This window comes from Bradyrhizobium sp. BLXBL-01, from assembly GCF_051853025.1.
In the GTDB taxonomy this organism is placed as follows: domain Bacteria; phylum Pseudomonadota; class Alphaproteobacteria; order Rhizobiales; family Xanthobacteraceae; genus Bradyrhizobium.
The window spans coordinates 97,718-118,357 of record NZ_CP182471.1 but is presented as its reverse complement, the minus strand read 5'-3'; the positions used below and the strand labels follow the sequence as shown (position 1 = coordinate 118,357).

18 protein-coding genes and 1 tRNA gene are annotated in these 20,640 nt (G+C 66.2%); 9 read left to right on the top strand and 10 right to left on the bottom strand.

The features are described from left to right. Positions 1-5: 5 nt before the first annotated feature. A complete protein-coding gene (locus ACNJYA_RS00550; RefSeq protein ID WP_439401825.1) occupies positions 6-1,025 on the bottom strand; it encodes a sulfotransferase family protein in 1,020 nt (339 codons plus the stop codon). 154 nt (positions 1,026-1,179) lie between these two features. Further along, the gene (locus tag ACNJYA_RS00545) at positions 1,180-2,898 is read right to left on the bottom strand and encodes a methyl-accepting chemotaxis protein (RefSeq protein WP_439401824.1); all 1,719 of its coding nucleotides are present in this window, start codon (positions 2,896-2,898) and stop codon (positions 1,180-1,182) included. Between the two features lie 313 nt (positions 2,899-3,211). Between ACNJYA_RS00545 and ACNJYA_RS00540 the strand changes: the two genes are divergently transcribed. Continuing rightward, positions 3,212-3,712 (top strand): thermonuclease family protein, encoded by a 501-nt coding sequence (locus ACNJYA_RS00540; protein WP_439401823.1) that lies wholly within the window; start codon positions 3,212-3,214, stop codon positions 3,710-3,712. A gap of 54 nt (positions 3,713-3,766) precedes the next feature. Here ACNJYA_RS00540 and ACNJYA_RS00535 read toward each other — a convergent pair whose 3' ends face one another. Both ACNJYA_RS00535 and acs read right to left on the bottom strand, forming a co-directional pair. Then, entirely contained in the window at positions 3,767-4,282 is a 516-nt protein-coding gene (locus tag ACNJYA_RS00535) for a L,D-transpeptidase (RefSeq protein ID WP_172787872.1), read from the bottom strand. Positions 4,283-4,721: 439 nt separating this feature from the next. Further along, positions 4,722-6,668, bottom strand: a complete 1,947-nt coding sequence (gene acs, locus ACNJYA_RS00530) for an acetate--CoA ligase (protein WP_212257910.1) — start codon at positions 6,666-6,668, stop codon at positions 4,722-4,724. A 390-nt stretch (positions 6,669-7,058) separates the two neighbouring features. Here acs and ACNJYA_RS00525 point away from each other — a divergent pair, with 390 nt between their 5' ends. Continuing rightward, the gene (locus ACNJYA_RS00525) at positions 7,059-8,228 is read left to right on the top strand and encodes a DNA topoisomerase IB (RefSeq protein WP_172787874.1); all 1,170 of its coding nucleotides are present in this window, start codon (positions 7,059-7,061) and stop codon (positions 8,226-8,228) included. Positions 8,229-8,341: 113 nt separating this feature from the next. On the opposite strand, the gene ACNJYA_RS00520 is transcribed toward ACNJYA_RS00525, so the two are convergent. Then, entirely contained in the window at positions 8,342-8,797 is a 456-nt protein-coding gene (locus tag ACNJYA_RS00520) for an SRPBCC family protein (RefSeq protein ID WP_172787875.1), read from the bottom strand. A 101-nt stretch (positions 8,798-8,898) separates the two neighbouring features. On the opposite strand from ACNJYA_RS00520, the gene ACNJYA_RS00515 reads away from it, so the two are divergent. Further along, positions 8,899-9,978: an adenylate/guanylate cyclase domain-containing protein gene (locus ACNJYA_RS00515; protein ID WP_439403521.1), complete on the top strand. Its 1,080-nt coding sequence runs from the start codon at positions 8,899-8,901 to the stop codon at positions 9,976-9,978. Between the two features lie 89 nt (positions 9,979-10,067). Here ACNJYA_RS00515 and ACNJYA_RS00510 read toward each other — a convergent pair whose 3' ends face one another. Genes ACNJYA_RS00510 through tsaD form a run of 3 tightly spaced genes read right to left on the bottom strand, consistent with a single transcriptional unit; the run spans position 10,068 to position 12,534 of the window. Next, on the bottom strand, positions 10,068-10,481 hold the full coding sequence (locus tag ACNJYA_RS00510) for an EVE domain-containing protein (protein WP_439401822.1): 414 nt from the start codon (positions 10,479-10,481) through the stop codon (positions 10,068-10,070). Positions 10,482-10,483: 2 nt separating this feature from the next. Beyond that, the gene (locus tag ACNJYA_RS00505; protein ID WP_439401821.1) at positions 10,484-11,464 is read right to left on the bottom strand and encodes an NAD(P)H-dependent glycerol-3-phosphate dehydrogenase; all 981 of its coding nucleotides are present in this window, start codon (positions 11,462-11,464) and stop codon (positions 10,484-10,486) included. A 2-nt stretch (positions 11,465-11,466) separates the two neighbouring features. After that, a complete protein-coding gene (gene tsaD, locus ACNJYA_RS00500; protein ID WP_212260413.1) occupies positions 11,467-12,534 on the bottom strand; it encodes a tRNA (adenosine(37)-N6)-threonylcarbamoyltransferase complex transferase subunit TsaD in 1,068 nt (355 codons plus the stop codon). A gap of 157 nt (positions 12,535-12,691) precedes the next feature. Between tsaD and ACNJYA_RS00495 the strand changes: the two genes are divergently transcribed. The 4 genes from ACNJYA_RS00495 to ACNJYA_RS00480 all read left to right on the top strand — a co-directional run bounded on the left by ACNJYA_RS00495 (position 12,692) and on the right by ACNJYA_RS00480 (position 16,769). Beyond that, a complete protein-coding gene (locus ACNJYA_RS00495; protein ID WP_439401820.1) occupies positions 12,692-13,438 on the top strand; it encodes a uroporphyrinogen-III synthase in 747 nt (248 codons plus the stop codon). Positions 13,439-13,501: 63 nt separating this feature from the next. Next, positions 13,502-14,722: a COG4223 family protein gene (locus tag ACNJYA_RS00490; protein ID WP_439401819.1), complete on the top strand. Its 1,221-nt coding sequence runs from the start codon at positions 13,502-13,504 to the stop codon at positions 14,720-14,722. 36 nt (positions 14,723-14,758) lie between these two features. Beyond that, positions 14,759-16,594, top strand: a complete 1,836-nt coding sequence (locus ACNJYA_RS00485) for a heme biosynthesis protein HemY (protein WP_439401818.1) — start codon at positions 14,759-14,761, stop codon at positions 16,592-16,594. Between the two features lie 99 nt (positions 16,595-16,693). Further along, a tRNA-Thr gene (locus ACNJYA_RS00480) sits at positions 16,694-16,769 on the top strand. A 128-nt stretch (positions 16,770-16,897) separates the two neighbouring features. On the opposite strand, the gene ACNJYA_RS00475 is transcribed toward ACNJYA_RS00480, so the two are convergent. Further along, positions 16,898-17,941, bottom strand: coding sequence for a polysaccharide deacetylase family protein (locus ACNJYA_RS00475; protein ID WP_439401817.1), 1,044 nt, complete (start codon positions 17,939-17,941; stop codon positions 16,898-16,900). Positions 17,942-18,193: 252 nt separating this feature from the next. On the opposite strand from ACNJYA_RS00475, the gene ACNJYA_RS00470 reads away from it, so the two are divergent. Together ACNJYA_RS00470 and ACNJYA_RS00465 are read left to right on the top strand one after the other, a co-directional pair. Continuing rightward, a complete protein-coding gene (locus ACNJYA_RS00470; RefSeq protein ID WP_439401816.1) occupies positions 18,194-18,487 on the top strand; it encodes a hypothetical protein in 294 nt (97 codons plus the stop codon). A 172-nt stretch (positions 18,488-18,659) separates the two neighbouring features. Continuing rightward, positions 18,660-18,875, top strand: a complete 216-nt coding sequence (locus ACNJYA_RS00465; RefSeq protein WP_172787883.1) for a cysteine rich repeat-containing protein — start codon at positions 18,660-18,662, stop codon at positions 18,873-18,875. A gap of 28 nt (positions 18,876-18,903) precedes the next feature. Here the strand turns inward: ACNJYA_RS00465 and ACNJYA_RS00460 are convergent, their stop codons facing one another. After that, positions 18,904-20,586: an MFS transporter gene (locus tag ACNJYA_RS00460; protein WP_439401815.1), complete on the bottom strand. Its 1,683-nt coding sequence runs from the start codon at positions 20,584-20,586 to the stop codon at positions 18,904-18,906. Positions 20,587-20,640 lie beyond the last annotated feature (54 nt).

The following is a 20,640-nucleotide window of genomic DNA, read 5'->3' as shown; positions in this document are numbered from 1 at the left end:
GCTCATCACGCGGCCGCAGCAAACCAATCGCCGAACAGTCGCGCCGACATTGCCGCATTCAGGCCGAGATCGCGAACGCAGGCCGCAACGGAGGTGCGATAGGATTCATTGACCCCACAGCGCTCGAGAGTTTCGAGCTGAGCTTCGCTGAGAGAGGCCGTCGCGCGGCGCTGGTAGCGATAGGCGCTGTCGGAGGTGTGCAGATTGGGCACCTTGTAGATCGCCGCTTCGCTCGGGAAGATGACGCGCGCGTTGTTCGCCTCCATTTGTCCGGGCTCCCGCCACGACGTCACGGCATTCTCGGTAAAGCTGCCGGACAGTCCGAGGCGGTCGAACAAGACGCGCACGGACGACAAAGCCTCCTTGCTCACCTCGTAGACGTAGTGAGTGACGGGAACGCCCTGCCGCTCGGCGTAGCTAGAGATCCGAGCCGCGCTGAGCGCTGCGACCACATAGTGCCGCAGCAACACGTCTGCTGGCGCGCGCGAGATCAGCTTGTCGAGCCACGACGCCAGCGAACTCGCCGGCTCCCGATCAAGCATGATGAGATGGAGCCGGTGCCGCGGATAGCCCGCTTCGATCAAGAGCTGCAACGGATTGAACAGGCTCTCGGCAAGCACGTAGGGCCCGATCGTTTCCTTGCTGAAGATGTGCGGCTCGTCGGTGGCCGATGGAACGATCCAGGGCGTCAGCGGGCGGCCGACCAGCGCGTCGCGCAAGATCGCCTTCAGCGGCTGGTAATATGACGGCATCCCCGTCATGCCGAACAGATTGCTCAGAGCCGTCGAGCCGACACGAGCCTTGCCGCATGCAAAATAAAGCATCGGGAAGTCTTGCGCCGGGCGATGCCGGAAATTCTCCGCAAGGCACCCGGTGACCTCGCGCATCAAGCTCTCAAGCGCGACGGTCCTGGTCTGGAATTCGCCGACCGGCGAAAGCGGCAAAGTATCGAGGGAGCCGTGCTGTTGCCGAATCAGATCGGCGATTCGTTGGAGCGAATCGGGGAAAGTCCCGTCGATGTTCATATGGGGGAGCTCACTCTAGTGGCTCCGCAAACGAGGTTGCTTGCGGCATCACATGCAGGCTATAGTTGTGGGATGGCTGTCGTCAAACCCGGAGAATCCCGGGGGTGCCGCCCACGCCCGCGAGCACTGCGAATGCTCGCCGACGTTTTGCAGATCAGGCCGCGCGCACGGTCTTGAGGAACTTCTCGAGCTCTGTCTTCAAGAGGCTGCTTTCGCTCGACAGCGAGCGCGCCGATGCCAGCACCTGTCCCGATGCCGCGCCGGTGGCGCTGGCGCCTTGACTGACCTGCGCGATCTTATTCGTAACTTCGACGGTGCCCTTGGCGGCTTCGCTGACGTTGCGCGCAATCTCGGCCGTCGCCGCGCCCTGCTCCTCGATGGTCGCAGCGATCGTCGTCGAGATGTCCGAGATGCGGGCGATGGTTGCGCCGATCTCCTTGATCGCGCCGACGGAATCCTCGGTCGCCGCCTGCATGCCGGCGATCTGTGCGCTGATCTCCTCGGTCGCACGCGCGGTTTGTGCTGCGAGCGCCTTGACCTCGCTGGCGACGACCGCGAAGCCGCGGCCGGACTCGCCCGCCCGCGCCGCCTCGATCGTTGCGTTCAGGGCCAGGAGATTGGTCTGTTCGGCTATCGCGGTGATCAGCTTGACGACGTCGCCGATGCGGCCCGCAGCCTTGAGCAGCTCATTGATCCTGACGTCGGTGCGCTCGGCCTGCTTGACCGCGTCGCTAGCGATGCGGCTGGAATCGTGCACTTGGCGGCCGATCTCGACGACCGACGTGCTCATTTCCTCGGCTGCGGACGCCACGGCTCCGACGTTGGTGGAGGCTTCTTCCGAAGCGGCGGCGACCATTCCCGAGAGCTGCTGGGTCTGTTCCGCCGTGCCGGACAGTGTGCCGGCGGCGGATTCGAGTTGGTGGGAGGCCGCCGACACGGAGTCGATGATACCGCCAACCGCAGTTTCGAATGCGCTCGCGAGCCGCGTCATCTCCTGCTTGCGCTGAGCGGCCGCGGCGATTTCCTGATTCTTCGTCTCGGCTTCCATCTGCTCGATGCGGATCAGATTTTCCTTGAAGGTCTGGGCGGCGCGAGCATTGTCGCCGACTTCATCGCCGCGGCCCGTGTAGGGAATCTCGATCGCCTTGTTGCCGCCCGCGAGTTGCAGCAGCACGTCGCCGATGCGACGGACCGGCCTGGCGATACTCATCACGGAAAACACCGCGGACCAGACCAACGTCAGAACGACGAATACGCCGACGATCAATGCGAAATTGGCGACCCGGTCCAGCTCGGTGAGCATCTCGCCCTTGCGGCGCGCGGCGAATTCGTTGGCGACGCCGACGAGGTCGTCGATGCGTTTGCTGACTTCCAGAGCGGCCGGACGCATGTGCTCTGCGAGAATGCTTGCCTTCGCCGATTCCGCTGCAATCCTGGCACCACCGGCAGGAGCGGCAATGAGGGCCTTTTGCGCCCCCGCCAGCTCGATGCCACTGGTCAGATACGCTTCGACGAATTTTTTGGTCTCACGGTAGGCGTCCTGGGTGACCTTCCGGGTCGCCCGCTCGGTCGCGGCATCGATTTCCGACCCGGCCTCGCCCCCTCGGGTGCGGAGAAGCTCGAGGAGCCTGTCGACCTCTCCGGCTGTTGGCGCCGAGCCGAGTTCGAGAGCGGCGAGCTGCGCCCGTGCCATCGCCGTCTGCGCTGCCTGCGCATTGCCCTTGTTGAGGTAGTTGATCGTGACCAGGCGATTGGATTCGGCGATCGAACGGTTACCGAGCATCTGGTTGATCAGCATGCCGCCGACCAATACGACACTTATGCCCGTCACGATGCCGAGCTTGGTTCCGATGCGAAACCTGAATGTCCCCACCTCTGCCTCCTTGGATCGTCACCCTACAGCAATCGTATTCGCAACCAAAGATTGAAAATTGGGTAACATTCGATAGTGACCGTAGAAGTACGGCCGATTAGCCCGTGCAACTACAGGGGGTCACCGCCGGAGAGCGCTTGGAACAGCGATAGCGACGCAGTCGGCATTGAAGTGCGTGGAAGGCACGCGCTTGCGAGGTTGCCCGACTCAGCTCTAGCGTGGAACGATGCGTTCCCCCGGTCGTATCAATCCTCATCGGTCGTCGTTCAGCGGTTCTCCGTTCCGCCGCCAATTATCAGGCCTGCTGCCATGGATGTTCGTGGTCGGCGTGGCGGTGGCGATCGTGATCACCTTTCGTCACGGAACAAACTGGCCGCAGCCGCATGCGACTGACGAGCAGGGGCAGAATGCCGAAATTATCCTGCAGCAGACCGGCAATGCCGACCTCCGTCCGGTCGAGGTCATCCGCACCGTCGATGGCGACACTTTTCTCGCGCGCCTGCGCCACCGTGACGGCCGCGGTCTCGTTGCGCGCGTTCGGCTGCGCGGCATCGATGCGCCTGAATTGAAGGCGTCCTGCCAGGAGGAGCTGGACAAGGCCGAAGCTGCGACCCGCGCATTGCGCGATCTGCTCGGCCAGGGCGGCGTCACGATCGGCAATCTCGGCGCCGACAAGTACGGGCGAGTCCTCGCCGATGTTGCGACCAGACGGACCGCCGACGTCGCGGCCGCGCTGCTCGCGGGCGGCTACGTGCGCAGCTACAATGGCGGCCATCGCGACGGCTGGTGCGCGCGGGGCTGGCGCTTCTGGTAGCAAAAAGCCGCGTCGAGCGACGCGGCTTTGACTGACTTCTGGCGATCTCCTCGATCAGCGCGTCACGACCACCGTCGTGCCGACGGAGACGCGGCCATAGAGGTCGGTGATGTCGTCATTGAGCATGCGGATGCAGCCATAGGAGACGAAGCCGCCGATCGAGCCCGGCACGTTGGTGCCGTGGATCGCATACTCACCGCCGGCGAGCGTCATCGCCGCAACGCCCATCGGGTTGCGCGGCGAGCCGCCCGGAATGACGTCGGGCATGTTCGGCTTGTCGCGCTTCACCTCGGCGGGCGGCGCCCAGGCCGGATTGAGATATTTGCCGTCGATCCGCGTCGTGCCGGCCCACTGCTTGCCGGCCTTGCCGACGCCGACCGGATAGCGCACGGCCTGGCCGTTGCCGAGGATGAGATAAAGCCGCCGCTCGCTGGTTTTGACCACGATGGTGCCCGGCGAATAGTCGGCCAGGTGTGACCCCACCATTTCCGGCCGCGCCTGCGCCGCCGTCGACGTCAAGGCCCCTGCCGCGATGGTGGCGGCCAGCGCCACAGCAATCCTCATCGACATCGATGCTTCCCCTTAACCCCAAACGGATCGTCCAAAATGACGCAGAACCCGGCAATCGCCGCCGCACCAAGCCCTCATCGATGCTCATTCTTAACCGCGCCCGTTAACCCAATGGTTTCCACGCGCGGCTGCCGAGGGCCGGCCAGCAGGGGGAACAAAGGAAATGTTCGAAATAAAGTAAATGACCTGAAAACAACACTCGGCGGGAAAGATGCCGGCGCACCACCGCGCCCGCTGACAAGAGCGTGAGGGTGTGAATGGCTGTTGTCTTTTGGGGGCTGACGCGAAAACTAGTCTCGTGTCCCGGACGCGCTGCAGCGTGAAACGCTGCTGCGCAGAGCCGGGACCCAGCAAGCCACACGCTTGTCGTTAGATGGGCCCCGGCTCAGCAGCTCAACGCTGAAGAAGCGCTGCGCTGCGTCCGGGGCACGAGCTTGCCTTACGCTGACTTCTTGTTCTGCCGGTTCTTGACGAGATCATCGACGACGGCGGGATCGGCGAGTGTCGAGGTGTCGCCGAGGCTACCCGGCTCGTCCTCGGCGATCTTGCGCAGGATGCGGCGCATGATCTTGCCGGAGCGGGTTTTTGGCAGGCCCGGGGCGAACTGGATCTGGTCGGGCGAGGCGATCGGACCGATCTCCTTGCGCACCCAGGTCACGAGCTCCTTGCGCAGCTCGTCGGTCGGCTGCACGCCGGCCATCAGGGTGACATAGGCGTAGATGCCCTGACCCTTGATGTCGTGCGGGAAGCCGACGACGGCCGCTTCCGACACCTTCTCATGCGCCACCAGCGCGCTTTCGACTTCGGCGGTGCCCATGCGGTGGCCGGAGACGTTGATGACGTCGTCGACGCGGCCGGTGATCCAGTAATAGCCGTCGGCGTCGCGCCGGCAGCCGTCGCCCGTAAAATACTTGCCCTTGTAGGTCGAGAAATAGGTCTGCTCGAAGCGAGCGTGATCGCCATAGACCGTGCGCATCTGGCCCGGCCAGGACCGCGTCAGGCAGAGGTTGCCGGTGGTCTCGCCTTCCAGCACCTTGCCGTCGGCATCGACGATTTCGGGCATCACGCCGAAGAACGGTTGCGTTGCCGAGCCCGGCTTCAGCTTGGTGGCGCCCGGCAGCGGCGTGATCAGGATGCCGCCGGTCTCGGTCTGCCACCACGTATCGACGATCGGGCAGCGGTCGTCGCCGACGACGCGGTGATACCATTCCCAGGCTTCGGGATTGATGGGCTCGCCGACCGAGCCGAGCAGGCGGAGCGAGGCGCGCGAGGTCTTCTTCACCGGCTCGTCGCCGCTCTGCATCAGCGCGCGGATCGCGGTCGGCGCGGTGTAGAAGATGTTGACCTTGTGCTTGTCGATGACGTTCCAGAACCGCGAATTATCCGGATAATTCGGCACGCCCTCGAACATCAGCGTCGTCGCCCCGTTCGCCAGCGGTCCGTAGAGAATGTAGCTGTGGCCGGTGACCCAGCCGACGTCGGCGGTGCACCAGTAGATGTCGCCGTCGTGATAGTCGAAGACGTATTGATGCGTCATCGAGGCAAACACGAGATAGCCGCCGGAGGTGTGCAGCACGCCCTTGGGCTGGCCGGTCGAGCCCGACGTGTAGAGGATGAACAGCGGGTCCTCGGCGTGCATGTGCTCGACCGGGCATTCCGTGGTCACCATCGCCGCGGCCTCGTGGTACCAGAGGTCGCGCGTCGGGTTCATGTCCACCTTGGCGCCGGTGCGCTTGACCACGACGACCCAGTCGACGCCGTCGGCTTTACTGAGCGCGGCATCGACATTGGCCTTCAGCGGCACCTTCTTGCCGCCGCGCAGGCCTTCGTCCGCGGTGATGATGACCTTGGACTGGCAATCGTTGATGCGCTGAGCAAGGCTGTCGGGCGAGAAGCCCGCGAACACCACGGAGTGGATCGCGCCGATCCGCGCGCAGGCCAACATCGCATAGGCGGCCTCGGGGATCATCGGCAGGTAGATGGTGACGCGGTCGCCCTTCTTGACGTTGCGGGTGCGCAGGATGTTGGCCATCCGGCAGACCTCGTCGTGCAGCTCCTTGTACGTGATGTGGCGGGACTGCGAGGGATCGTCGCCTTCCCAGATGATCGCGGTCTGGTGGGCGCGCGTGTGGAGATGCCGGTCGATGCAGTTATGGGCGACGTTGAGGATTCCGTCCTCGAACCATTTGATCGAGATGTTGCCGGGCGCGAAGGAGACGTTCTCGATTTTCGTCGGCGCCTTCATCCAGTCGATGCGCTTGGCCTGCTCCGCCCAGAAGCCGTTCGGGTCCGAGATCGAGCGGGCGTACATCTCCTTGTACTTGGCCTGGTCGACCCAGGCGCGCTTCGCCCACTCCGCGGGGACGTCGTAGATCTTCTCGGACATGCTTCCCTCCACATGCGGCAAGCTCAGGCAATGCCGACAGCATCGTTTGACGGATTATGCGTCGGGCTAACCGGACCCGACAAGGAGCACAAGCTGGACCTTCGGCGGGCAGCCGGCCATGCGGAGGATCAAGGTCCGGAAGGCCCGCTGTCGCAATTCTGAAACAGGCCGACAGGCGCCTTTCGGCTCTTGACCCAAGCCGCCAGAAGGGACGCCGCAGAGCCCCTATGCGCCGGTCGGAGGTATTTAGGAACCTTCCCCCACTGATTCGGGACTCGCAATAGCGTTCGGAACACCCTAAATGGCCAACCCGGGTCCAAAGAGACCCTTCGGAACAAAAATCAGAACAGCGGCATTGATCGATAACAGACAGGGCTAAGGCGTAAGACCATGATGGATCAGCAGAATCTCGGGACGATGCGGCCCGCTTCAGCCGATCCTGCAGCCATTGCCCTGGCCAAGGCCCTCGGACAATGGCCGAAACCGACCGGTTTCAGGCGCCCGAGCCCGAAGAAGACCTACGACACGGCGCCTGCGGCGACGGTCGAGGCCCTCGCCAAGGAGCTGGGCTTGCGGCTCGGCGACCAGAACGAGCTGACCATCCGCCGTATCAAGCGCGGCAAGGGCTATTCCTTCGTCCGTCCCAACGGCGCGCATATCCGCGACGCCCGCACCATCCGCCGGCTGCACGCCATGGCGGTGCCGCCGGCCTATCGCGAGGTGCGCTACTCCGCCGATCCCAACTCGCACCTTCAGGCGGTGGGCCGCGATGCCGCGGGCCGGCTGCAATATCGCTATCACGCCGATTGGGAGAAGGTCCGCGAGCAGCGCAAGGCGCATCGCCTGGCAAAGCTCGTCGGCGCGCTGCCGAAAATCCGGCGCAAGGTCTCGGCGTTCCTGTCCGGTGACGAGCCAACACGCGAGTTCGCGCTCTCGGCCGTGATCGAGCTGATCGCGCGTACCGCGATCCGTCCCGGCAATGAATCCTACGCCCGCCTCAACGGCACCCGCGGCGCGACCACGCTGCTGAAGTCCAACGTCACGCTGGAAGACGATTGCTTCGTGCTGACCTTCAAGGCCAAGGGCGGCAAGGCGGTGCGCAAGGAGTGCGACGCCGCCAAGCTGGTGCGCGCCATCGGCATTTTGCAGAGCGTTCCCGGCAAGCGTATGTTCCAGTATCGCGATGCCTACGGCATCGTGCGCGCGGTCAACACCACCCAGGTGAACGCGTTTCTGCGCGAGATCGCCGGCATCAAGATTTCGCTGAAGGATTTCCGTACGCTGATGGCGTCCGCCGTCGTGGTGGAATCGCTGTCGCGGATCACGCCGGCGAGCAGCCAGCGCGGCCGCAAGAAGCAGGTGCTGGACGCGATCCGCGCCGCCGCCGACCAGCTCTCCAACACGCCGGCGATCTGCCGCAAGAGCTACGTCCACGACACCATCGTCACCGCCTTCGAGGAGGGCATCCTCGAGCGCTTCGCCGCGACCATGAAGGGCCAGCGCTCGCAGGCGAGGCGTGAACAGCTGCTAGCGCAGGTGGTGGCGACCGCAGCGGTGTAACGGCGCGCCGCACTCTCGTAGGGTGGGCAAAGCGAAGCGTGCCCACCATTTGCTCATGGTGAAAGGTGGTGGGCACGGCGCGAAGGGCGCGCCTTTGCCCACCCTACCGAGCGCTACTTCTTTTCTGACACACCCTTGTCCGGACCGGGATCTCCGCCCGCGGCTGCGATCGTGAGCCGCTCCAGATAGTGCGCCCATCCCGTCGCATGCGCGGCGGCCTGCGCTTCGTTCGGCAGGCCGCTATGGGTCATGCGCAGCAGCGTGCCGCCGTCCTGCTCGATCAGGTCGATCTCGATCAGGCTCGAGCCGGGCGGAACTTCCTGGCCGCCCTCCCAGCCGAACGTGTAGGCCAGACGATGCACCGGCACGACCTCGCGGAAGACACCGCGGGCGACACCGCCGCGCGGGCTGACGCCCTTGAGCAAATAGAGCCCGCCGGGATACGGCTCGGTGGTCGCATCCGAGCCCATCCAGCTCAGGATCTTCTCGGGGTCGGTGAGATAGGCGAAGACGGTGGCGCGCGGGGCCGCGATCTGGGTCTCGCGTCGCACTATGAACGGCTCGGGCATCGGCGATCATCCCTGGTCTGACGATGGGACATGGCGGCGGCCCGGCGCTCCGTCAAGGATTGCCCGTGACAAAGACAGCCCGGCTTCGTCATCATCGGGCCATGCACCTCTCTTCGACCCTCGCCTGGCTCCTCGATGCCGCCTCGGATTGTCCCGGGGCCGACCGCCTGCTCGCGGAACTCGGCGCGCATCTGGTCGCCGACGGCGTGCCGCTCGCGGCAGGCGCCTTGACGCTGGCGGTGCCGCATCCCCTGATCGCGAAACGGACCTGGCTGTGGCGTGCCGATAGCGGCCAGGTGATCGAAGCGCTCGGCTTCGCGCCGGGCGGCCTCGCGCCCGATCCACCCAACGACGCCGGCCGTCGCTGGCTGCGCGACAGCGCGCGCGGGCAGGTGCATGAAGATGTCGCCGGACGGTCCGATGGGCCGCTGCTCGGCTGGATCGGGCCGCGTCCGTTCACGGCGGATGAGATCGAGCAACTACGTCAGGCCGCGCGTTTCGCCGCGACGCCGCTTGCCGTGCTCGCCGCGCGCGCCACCTTGCGGGCGACGCTCGATGCTTACCTCGGCACGCGCAGCGCGGAGCGGGTGCTCGCGGCGCCTCTGCGCCGCGATCTCGGCGAGACCATCCAGGCCGCGCTGCTCTATGCGGATTTGCGCAATTTCACGAGCCTGTCGGAGACCACACCGCCGGCCGACGTCATCGCGGCGCTCGACGCCTGGTTCGATCGCATCGCCGGCGCGGTTCACGCCTTCGGCGGGGAGGTGCTGAAATTCATCGGCGACGGCGTGCTCGCGATCTTTCCGGTGCTCGAGGCGTCGCCGCGCCGCGCCTGTGACGCGGCTCTGCGTGCTGCAGGCGCAGCCGAGGCCGGGATGGCGTACCTCAACAAGGAGCGCCGCGCGCAAGGATTGCCGCCGCTGTCGTTTGGCGCCGCGCTCCATCTCGGCGAGATGCTCTGGGGCAATATTGGCGCCGCCAACCGGCTCGACTTCACCGCGATCGGCCCCGCGGTCAATCTCGCCAGCCGCCTGGAGGGATTGTGCAAGCCGCTGGGCCGGACCGTGCTGGTCTCAGGCGCGGTCGCTGCAGAGACGGAGATGCCGCTGGTCGCGCTCGGGACGCATAAGCTCCGCGGCATTGCCGCGCCGTGCGAGGTGTTTGCGTTGCCAGATATGTAGGATGGGCAAAGGCGCGCTTTACGCGCTTTCATCCTGAATGGTGGGCACGCTGCGCTTTGCCCATCCTACAGATCCAGGGCAAGATGCGACTAAATCCCACCCATCTTGCAGACGAGCTTCCACTCCTCGGCCGTCACCGGCTGCACCGAGAGGCGCGAATATTTCACCAGCGCCATGTCCGCGAGCTTCTTCTCGGCCTTGATTGCGGCCATCGTCACCGGTGTCTTCAGGGGCTTGTCGGCCTTGATGTCGACGCAGACGAATTTGCCGGTCTTGTCGGTCGGATCGGGATAGGCCTCCTTGATGATCTCGGCGATGCCGACGATCTCCTTGCCCTCGTTGGAATGATAGAAGAACGCCTTGTCGCCCTTCTTCATGTTCACGAGGTTCTGGCGTGCGGTGAAATTGCGCACGCCGGTCCAGGCTTCGCCTTTGGCGCCCTTTGCAACCTGCTGGTCCCAGGACCACACCGACGGTTCGGATTTCACGAGCCAGTACGCCATGCTTATTCCTCTGCCTTGAAGGGGCGCGTCATCAGCCCCGAGATCGCGGCATCGATCGTGCTCCGGCCGCTCAGGATGGATGCGACCGCCTCCGATACCGGCAACTCGATGTTTTGCGAAGCGGCGAGCTCGATCAGCACAGGGGCGGTGAACTCGCCCTCGGCGAGCTTGCCGGCGGGAGGCTGCTCGCCGCGCCCGAGCGCGAGGCCGAGGGCGAAGTTGCGCGATTGCGGGCTCGAGCAGGTCAGAATGAGATCACCGAGGCCAGAGAGGCCGGTGAGCGTCTCCCTGCGTGCGCCGAGCGCGCGGCCGAGGCGCGTCAGCTCGGCAAAGCCGCGGGTCGTGAGCGCCGCCTGCGCGGAGGCGCCTAGCTTGCGTCCGACCGCGATGCCGACCGCGATCGCCAGCACGTTCTTGGCGGCGCCGCCGATCTCGACGCCGCGGATGTCGGTGGAGTGATAGGGGCGGAATGTCGGCGAGCCCAGCGCCTGCACCAGGCTGCTGGCCAGCGCCTCATCGCTTGCCGCCAGGGTCACTGCCGTCGGCAGGCCACGTGCGACGTCGTCGGCAAAGCTCGGCCCCGACAGGATCGCCGGCTGCGCGTGCGGCGCGGCCTCGGCGATCACCTCGGTCATGAACTTGTGGGTGCCGTGCTCGATGCCCTTGGCGCAGGCGATGATCGGCATTGGCTTCGTGATGTGCGAGGCCAGCATGTTGACCGCGCCGCGCAAATGTTGCGCCGGTGTTGCGATCAGCAGCATGTCCGCACGCGCGGCAAGCGACAGATCGCTCGTGACGACGATCTCAGGCGCGATCCGCACGTCGGGCAGCCGCGGATTGTCGCGCGTCGATGCGATCCGCGCGGCATGCTCGGCATTGCGTGCCCACAGCGTCACGTTTCGCCCGGCTCGCGCCGCCACCGCCGCCAGCGCCGTGCCCCAGGCGCCCGCGCCGATTACTGCGACGGATTGCGGCGCGGTCATCGCTAATATCCCGCCCGCGTCTTGCCGTAACCCGCGGGCGCCGTCGCGTTGGCGTCGAGCAGCCAGCGTGCGCGCGGCTGCGCGTCCATCGTGTCGGTCAGGCCGAGCGCGAGGCGCTCGGCGCCGGCCCAGCCGATCATGGCGCCGTTGTCGGTGCAAAGCGCGGGCGGCGGCATGATCAGCTGCGTCCCGGCCTGCCTTGCGACATCATCAAGGGCGCCGCGGATCGCCTGATTGGCGGCGACGCCGCCGGCGGCGACCAGCGCGCGCGGTGCGCCGAACTGCTCGCGGAAAAGCCTGAGGCCGACGCTCAGCCGGTCGGCCGTCGAATCCAGCACGGCGGCCTGGAAGCTCGCGCAGAGATCGCTGATGTCCTGCGGCGTGAGCTCGGTCAGCCGGCTCGCTTCGGTGCGCACCGCCGTCTTCAGTCCCGACAGCGAGAAATTGGCATCCGGGCGTCCCTGCATCGGCCGCGGAAACGCAAAGCGCGTGGCATCGCCGCCTGCCGCCGCGCGCTCGACCTGCGGGCCGCCGGGATAGGGCAGGCCCAGCATCTTCGCGACCTTGTCGAAGGCCTCGCCGATGGCGTCGTCGACCGTGGTGCCGAGCCGCACATATTGGCCGACGCCGGTGACCGCGACGATCTGGGTATGGCCGCCGGAGGCGAGGAAGAGGCAATAGGGAAATTCGATACCGTCGGTGAGGCGCGGCGTCAGCGCATGCGCTTCGAGATGGTTCACGGCGACCAGCGGCGTGTCGTGCACCATCGCGATCGCCTTCGCGGTGGTGAGCCCGACGATGACGCCGCCGATCAGCCCGGGCCCCGCGGCCGCCGCGACGCCGTCGAGCTGGGCATAATCGATGCCGGCCTCGGCCATGGCACGGTCGATGATCCCGTCGAGCACGTCGACATGCGCGCGCGCGGCGATCTCCGGCACCACGCCGCCGAAACGGGCATGCTCCTCGATCTGCGACCGCACGATGTTGGACAGGATCTTGCCGCTGCCGTCGGCCGCGCGTTCGATCACGGCCGCAGCGGTCTCGTCGCAGGTGGTTTCGATGCCCAGCACCAGCATTGGCGAATTGTTATCCAATTTGCGCCCTTGCGCTCATCCGTAAAGCAGAGTTCTGGTACGTCCGGTAGCATCCCGGGGTCGTCTTGCGCAATCGTCACGCGCAGCCGTTCTGGTCAATGCGTCACCGCCAAATGGTCCGGGAACACCAGCGATGTCCATTCTCGTCACACGGCCGCATCCCGACAACGAGGCGACGGCGGACAATCTGCGCGCACGCGGGCATGCGGTGCTGCTTGCGCCGGCGCTCAAGCTCGAGCCGGTCGCCTTCCATGGCGAGAGTGACGTTTCCTATGATGCCGTTCTCGTCACCTCGGCCAACGCGATCCGCACCGTGGCGCTGCAATTGCCCGACCTCGGTCTATTGCAGCTGCCTTTGTTCGCGGTCGGCGAGCATACGGCTGCTGCGGCGCGCGAGGCCGGTTTTGCCGAGGTGATCGTCGCCAGCGGCGATGCCGCGTCCTTGCGCGACAAGGTGATGCAGAGCGCGCGCGCCAAGGTGCTGAAGAAAAAGAGCGCGCTGCTGTATCTCGCCGGCGCGGATCTGTCGCGCGACCTCGGCGGCGAGCTCGGTGCGGAAGGTTTTCGCGTGGTGACGCGGACGACCTATCGCATGGCGCCGGTGAAGCATTTGCCGCGCGAGGTCTGCGAAGGCTTTGCCGCCCATGGGATCGAGGCGGTGCTGCACTACTCCCGGCGTAGCGCGCGTGCGTTCCTCGATGCGGCGCGGGACGAAGGTGTTGAAATTTCGGCGCTGGCGATTCCGCATTGCTGCCTGTCCGAGACCGTTGCGGGTGTGCTGCGCGAGGCCGGCGCGTCGCAGGTTCTGGTGGCCGCAACGCCGGACGAAACTGCCTTATTCGACTCCTTGGAGCGTGCGTTGCGCACCCGTTTGGCGTAAAGGTCGGGCCGAATCCGACGCAATCTGATCCACCCTGGTATGGAAGTGTGAGGAACCGTCACGATGGCCGACGACAAGCCTGAAGACGCTGGATTGGCGCCCGATCCGGGTCGTGCCAAGCGCACCCCGCCCACCATCGACCTCGAGGCGACGGAAGTCTCGACCCAGCCGCAGCAGGTCGCCGGCGAGCCCGAGCCGTCCGAGCATGTCGCGCAGGAGCAGGCCAGGGTGGAAGAGCCCGGCTCGGAAGAGCTCAAGGCCGAGCCTCAGCCCGAATCGGCAGAGCAGCGGGCGTCGGCGGCGGCGCCCGTATCGGCGCCGATCTCCCCCTGGGTCGTTGCACCGTTCTCCGGCGCGGTCGCAGCTGCGGTCGTGATCGCGGTCGGCTGGATGCTGGGCTGGCCGGCGGTACAGGCCCCGCCGGCCGCGCCGCAGGTCACCAGTGCGACCGTCGATGCGCTGAGCGGACGCGTTGCCGCGGTCGAAGCCAAGGCCGCCAAGCCCGCGGCCGATCCGGCCCAAGTGGCGCGAATCGATGCGTTGGAGAAAGCGGCGAGCGCCCTGCGCGGCGACATCGCCAATTTGCGCGCGCAGTTCGACAAGACGGCGAGCGCGCTGAACGATACGAAATCCGCGCCGCCGACTGCCGCGCCCGATCTTGCCGCGCTCACCGACCGCATCGCTCAGCTCGAGCGCGCCAGCAAGACCGAGCGGGCCGAGCTCGCGCAGCAGGGCGAGAAGATCGCCGAGGCCAAGACGATGGACGACAAGCCGCTCCGTTATGTGGTGGCGGCGTCGCTGCTCGACGTTGCCGTTCGCCACGGCGATCCCTATCAATCGCAATTGGCCGCGGCGCGGTCGCTGACGGCCAAGCCCGACATGCTCAAGCCGCTTGAGGCGTTTGCATCGTCCGGCATCCCGACGTCGGCTGCGCTGAGCCGCGAGCTCCTCAACATCGTGCCGAAGCTGTCGCCGCCGGCTGAAGCTCCGTCGAGCGAGGCCGGCATTGTCGAGCGTCTCCAGGCCGGCGCCTCAAAGCTCGTGCGGATCGAGCGCACCGACGGCGTCGGCAACGATCGCGGCGCCATCGTGTCGCGCGTGACGGCGGCGGCGCTCCGCAGCGATTTCGCCGAGGCGCGGCGCGAGCTGAAGACGCTGCCCGTGGCAGATCGCGCCGCGGCACAGGCCTGGCTCGACAAGGCCGACGCCCGCGACGCCGCGCTCGCCGCGTCCCGCAAATTCGCCGACGATGCCATGGCGGATCTCGCCAAATCTACTCAATAAGATTCGCGCAACAATCGGCGCGTATAGGGATCGACCATGCTTCGCATCGTCCTCTTCCTCGTCTTGATCGCTCTGGCGGCGGCCGGCGCGGCCTGGGTTGCCGACCAGCCCGGCGATCTCGTCCTGACCGCGGGCAGCTTCCGCATCTCGACGACACTGCCGAGGTTCGTGTTCCTGCTCGGCCTCTTTGCCGCTTCCGTCGTGCTGGTCTGGAGCGTCCTGACGATGGTCTGGCGCATGCCAGGGCGCATGCGCCGCCGGCGTCATGACAAGCGCCATGCCCGCGGCCGTCACGCCATCACCCATGGCCTGCTCGCGATCGGCCACGGCGATCCCGCGCTCGCGCGGCGGCACGCCGAGGCGGCACGGCGGCATGCACCGAACGATCCGCTCGCGCTGCTCTTGCACGCGCAGTCGGCGCAGCTCGAAGGCAATCGCGACGAGGCGCAGCGCGTCTTCCGCGTCATGGCCGAGCGCGAGGATACGCGGCTGCTCGGCCTGCGCGGTCTGTTCATCGAGGCGCAGCGCGCCGATGATGCGGTCGGCGCCGTGATGATCGCGGAGGAGGCGATCAAGCTGTCGCCGTCCGCGACCTGGGCCTCGCACGCGGTGCTCGGCTTCCGCTGCGCGCGCGGCGACTGGAGCGGCGCGCTCGCGATCCTCGATTCGAATCTCTCCGCGGGCCTGATCGACAAGCAGACCTATCGCCGGCAGCGCGGCGTGCTGCTCACCGCGCGTGCGCTGGAGCTGGAAACGATGGACCGCGACGTCGCGCGGGAGAGCGCGATGGAAGCGGTCAAGCTCGCCCCGACCCTGGTGCCGGCGGCCGTGCTCGCGGCAAAATTCGAGAGCGAGGCGCATCAGGTGCGCCGCGCCATGAAGATGGTGGAAGCCGCCTGGCTCGCCAATCCGCATCCCGATCTTGCGGAAGCCTATGCGCATGTGAAGCTCGGCGATACCGCATGGCACCGCTTGCAGCGGGTGGAGACTCTCGCCGCGAAGACCCCCGCCGACAAGCCCGGTTATGTCGAAGGGCAGCTCGCCATCGCGCGCGCTGCGATCGAGGCCTCGGAGTTCGCCCGCGCGCGCGAGGTGCTCGCGCCTTATCTCAAGGATCCGACCCAGCGCGTCGCGCTGCTGATGGCCGAGCTCGAGCGCACCGAGTATGGTGACGGCGGCCGAGCCCGCGCCTGGACCTTGCGCGCGGTGCGCGCCCGCCTCGATCCCGCCTGGACCGCGGACGGCTATGTCAGCGACCGCTGGCGTCCGGTCTCCCCGGTCACCGGCCGCCTCGATGCGTTCCAATGGCAGACGCCGGTCGCGAGCCTGCCCTCGGACAGGGGCCCCACGCTCGAATCCTCGGCGTTCGAGGAAGCCATGCTGGCCGCTCCGCCGCCGAGGCGGGTGACTGCGGTTCCCAGCGAGGCCTCGGTGGAACCGCCGGAGGTGGCCCCGGTGCCGGCACCGGCCGCGCAGGACAATTCACCCCCTCCGGCCAAGGAGGCCGCGAAGGAGGTTGTCAAGGAAGCTGCCAAGGAAGCTCCCAAGGAAACCGCGGAGCAAGCTGCGAAGGAAACTGCGGAGGTCGACGAGCCGGCCGTCACACCCGCTGAGCCGGCGAATCCGGCTCCGCCGCCCGCCGAATCATCGCCTCCGGCGGCAACGCCCGTCTTCCGAACCCGGGCCGACCTCAGTAAGCCCGCATCGGCGCCGATCCAGACCGTCATTCCGATCGTCCGTGCACCCGACGATCCCGGGATCGACGACGAGGGCCCAAGCGATGAATTTACGGAACAAATCGGCACGCCCAAAGCCCACGCAAAGGCGCAGGCGGGCGGCTGGCGCGGATTCTGGTCCCGCTGGGGCGCGTGAGCCGCATTTCGCCCCCGGCTTGTCCTTGCCAATTCGGGCCATGCCCGATATCAGGAGCGCGCGTATCGGGGCCGGCATTGCTTCGGTCTCGGCAGGTTCGCCGCAATAGCTCAGTCGGTAGAGCACGTCATTCGTAATGACGGGGTCGGGGGTTCGAATCCCTCTTGCGGCACCAGCGCCCGATTCGGATCCCGCAATCTTGCTGTCATGCCTGGGCTTGGGCATCCACGTCTTCGCCTGATCCAGACACGCAAATGGCCGGGACAAGCCCGGCCATGACGCAAGAGTTTGGATTGATCGCGCTTACTGCGAGACCGTCTGCACCACGCTCGCGATCGGGCGGGTGTTCGTGCCCGCGGTCGGCACCTTCATGTCCTTCATCAGCGCCTCGTCATATTCCGGCAGCGTCTGGAAGGTCGTCTTGGCCTTCATCTGCACGACCTTGTAGCCGCCGGCCTTCAGCCGCGCGAGCAGCGTCGGCAGGGCGAGGCCCGTGTTCTTCTGGAAGTCGTGCATCAGGATGATGCCCTTGCCGAGCTTGTCCAGCCTCGTCATCACGGTCTCGACGATCTTCTCCGGCGTCGCGCCCTTCCTGAAGTCGAAGGAATCGATTTCGGTCGAGAACATCGCGACGTTGCGGGTGCCGAAATAGCTCACCATCGCGGGATTGTGCTGCAGCTGCGGAAAGCGGAAGAACGGCGCCGGATTGGTGCCGAGCGCGAATTTCACCGCGCTGAAGCCTTTCTCGACCTCGTCCTTGACCTGCTGCTCCGTCAACTTCTTGCTGTTCAGATTGACATGCGACCAGGTGTGCGTGCCGACCGTGTGGCCCTGGGCCAGCACCTGCTTCAGGATCTCCGGATGGTAGGTCGCGTGCTTGCCGACCGAGAAGAACAGGCCCTTGGTGCATTCGTCCGCGAGCGCCTTCAGCACCGTAGGGGTGTTGACCGGCCATGGACCGTCGTCGAAGGTCAGCACGACCTCCTTCTCGGTCAGGAAATCGAACTGCTTGAAATGCTCGAAGCCGAAGCCGGGGCCGCCCGTCGTGTCGATCTCGACGACGCGGGACACACCCAGCGCGTTCGGATTGGCGCAGACCTGTTTCGGCTGCATCGGCATGACCGGCGCAGGTGCCGGAGCGGCTGGCTTGGCCGCGACGGTCGCGGTGGTCTCGACGTCGTCCTTCGCGGCGAGCTTCGCCTGTGCCGGCAATGGGTCGGCGACACGGGCGGCAACTGTCTTCGGAGCGCCTTGGTCGGCGCGCGTGGAATAATAAAACCAACCGCCGGCGGCGATCACGACCGCCGCAACTACACTGGCCAGCATCAGGCCCAACGCATTACGCATCGCTAATCTTTCCAATTACGCAACCAAACCGGCGGAATTTCCCGCGCGACGAGCCATTAATGCGAACCAAGAGTTAACGTGACACCAACACGACAGCGGTTGCGGTGGAATTTCAGTAGGGTGCGCCAAAGTGACCGAGATCACAGAGGGTGGGTCTCCCGTGACTGTCATCACAGTGGAAACGGTTTTGCCGGAGCATCGTAGCTCCCATCGATAACGGGCCCGCTGAGGCGGTGCCAATGGGAGCTTCAAATGACCAAGTCGTTTACCAGCAAGATCCGCGACACCAGCCTGGCCCTGGGCTTTGCCGCCATCGTCTCGATCGCTTCGACGAGCGCGAGCTTCGCCTTCACGGCTGAGGCGCAGCAGATGTGCACGGGCGATGCCTTCCGTCTCTGCTCGGCGGAGATCCCCAACATCCCGAAGATCACGGCGTGCATGATCAAGCATCGCTCGGACCTCAGCGCCGGCTGCCGCGCGGTGATGGACAAGGACCTCGCCAAGGGCGCCTCGCGCAAGGTCGCTGACGTCCGGGACAGCCAGTAAGAGCGCACGCAACAACGATCGTCGCGCTGGTCAGCTCCCCCTCGCGATGTGCCCCGGTGTCACGCCGGGGCCACGCGGTGGCTTGCCTCCAGCCCGGCAATAAAGCCGTTGCAGCCTCCGGATCGTCGCACTAGCTTCGCCCGCACTTTCTTCCGGGTAGAGGCATTCCGCGATGACCAGGTTTCTTTTCATTCTTCCTTTGCTCTTGTGCGCATCGGCAGCATCAGCGCAACAGCAGCCCGGCCATGATGCCTGCGCGCGCGATGTCAGCCGCTTCTGCCGCGCCGTGATGAACAATGGCGACGGCGCCGTGCTCGCCTGCCTGAAGCAGAATCGCACCCGGCTCAGCAAGGGCTGCGACAAGGTGCTGACGGATCACGGGCAGTAGTCATCCCCATCTACGGATCGGCAAAAACCTACGTACTGCTCCCGGCCGCGACCACCGGCAGCACCTCGCTGTTGGCACGGTCCGGCGTCTCGTCCTTCCAGCGCACCGAACCGAATGGCCGCTCCAGCATGCGGCGGATCCGCACCGGCTCGGGGCCGATGTGAAAATCGATCGCCTGCTGATGCAGCGCGCGTTCGGATTGGGTCGAGCGGTTGCGCTGACGCAAATAGTCGAGCCAGGTCGGGCAGTGATAGCGCTCGGTCCACAGCTCGGGGTCGGCGATGTCGCGCGCGATCGACCAGCCATAGGCGCCGTTCCGCTGGCGGGAGAGCTGCACGTCCTGCATGACGTTGTGGAACGCGCGCGCATTCTCTTGCGCGACCCGGTATTCGATCTCGACCACCAGCGGCCCGCTGCGTCCGGTCAGCGACAGCTTCACCTCGGGATCGGCCAGCACGTCCGCATCCTCGTTGCGCGCGCCGACGCGTGGCATCGCTAGCCAGATGCCGAGCAGCGGCGAGATCAGCATCAGGCCTGCCGCGGTCAGCAGCGCGATCTCGACGCCGGCATAATCGGTGAGATGGCCCCAGCCCCAGGCGCCGATCGCAATGCCGCCGGAGATCGAGGCCTGGAACGCGGCGAGCGAGCGGCCCGCGACCCAGCGCGGCGCCGAGAGCTGCACGCCGATGTTGAACAGCGCGATCGCAGCCATCCAGACCGCGCCGGCCAGGACCAGCGCGGTTGCCGTCAGCACCGGCTCCGTGCTCAAAGCGAGGGCGGCCATGGCGAAGGCCATCGAGATGGTGCATGCACGGATCGCGGCCTCGCCGCTCATGCGCTTGCGCAATTCGTGGATATTGAGTGCGCCGATCACTGCGCCCATGCCGAAGGCGCCCAGCATGATGCCGTAGGTCTGTGCGCCGCCATGCAGGAGGTCGCGCGCGACCAGCGGCATCAGCGCCATCACCGCGCCGCCGATCAGGCCCATCACCAGCGTGCGCAACAGCACGATCTTGATCGGCGGCGAATTCGTGATGTAACGCACGCCCGAGACCATGGCGCGGTTGAGCTTTTCCCGCGGCAGGCGCGACGGCTCGTTGCTGCGGCGCCAGAGCAGTAGCACCACAAGCAGCGGCAGATAGAGAATCGCATTGCAGGCGAACGCGGCCACCGCGCCGAGTGCAGCGACGATGACGCCGCCGACCGCCGGACCGAAGCTGCGCGCGATGTTGTAGCTGATGCCGTTGAGCGCCACCGCGGACGCCAATGCCTCGGGCGGCACCTGTTCGCTGACCGAGGACTGCCAAGCCGGGCCGAACAGCGCATTGCCGCTGCCGACGACGAAGCAGAAGGCGAGCAGCAATTCGGGGGTGATCAGGTTGAAGCCGGCCAGCACGGTGAGCGCGCTCGCGCCGATCAACGCGACCGACAGCGAAATCACGCTGACGATGCGACGGTCATACATGTCGGCGATGGCGCCGGCGGGCATCGAGATCAGCATGATCGGCAGCATCAAGGCGGTCTGCACCAGGGCCACCTTGTCTGCCGAGGCCGCCATCTGCGTCATCGCCCAGGCCGCGCCCACGCCCTGGATCAGGAGGCCGAGATTGGAGAGCAGGCTGGCGAGCCAGATCCGCCGGAACACGGTGTACCGCAGGGGCGCAGTGATGCCGTCGGCGGCCATTTTCGGGCGGTTCGGCTGCTCGGTCATATCCCCTTCCATGTCGGATGGCAGAAGTGGTCGTGGTGATTCCGGCCAATTCAG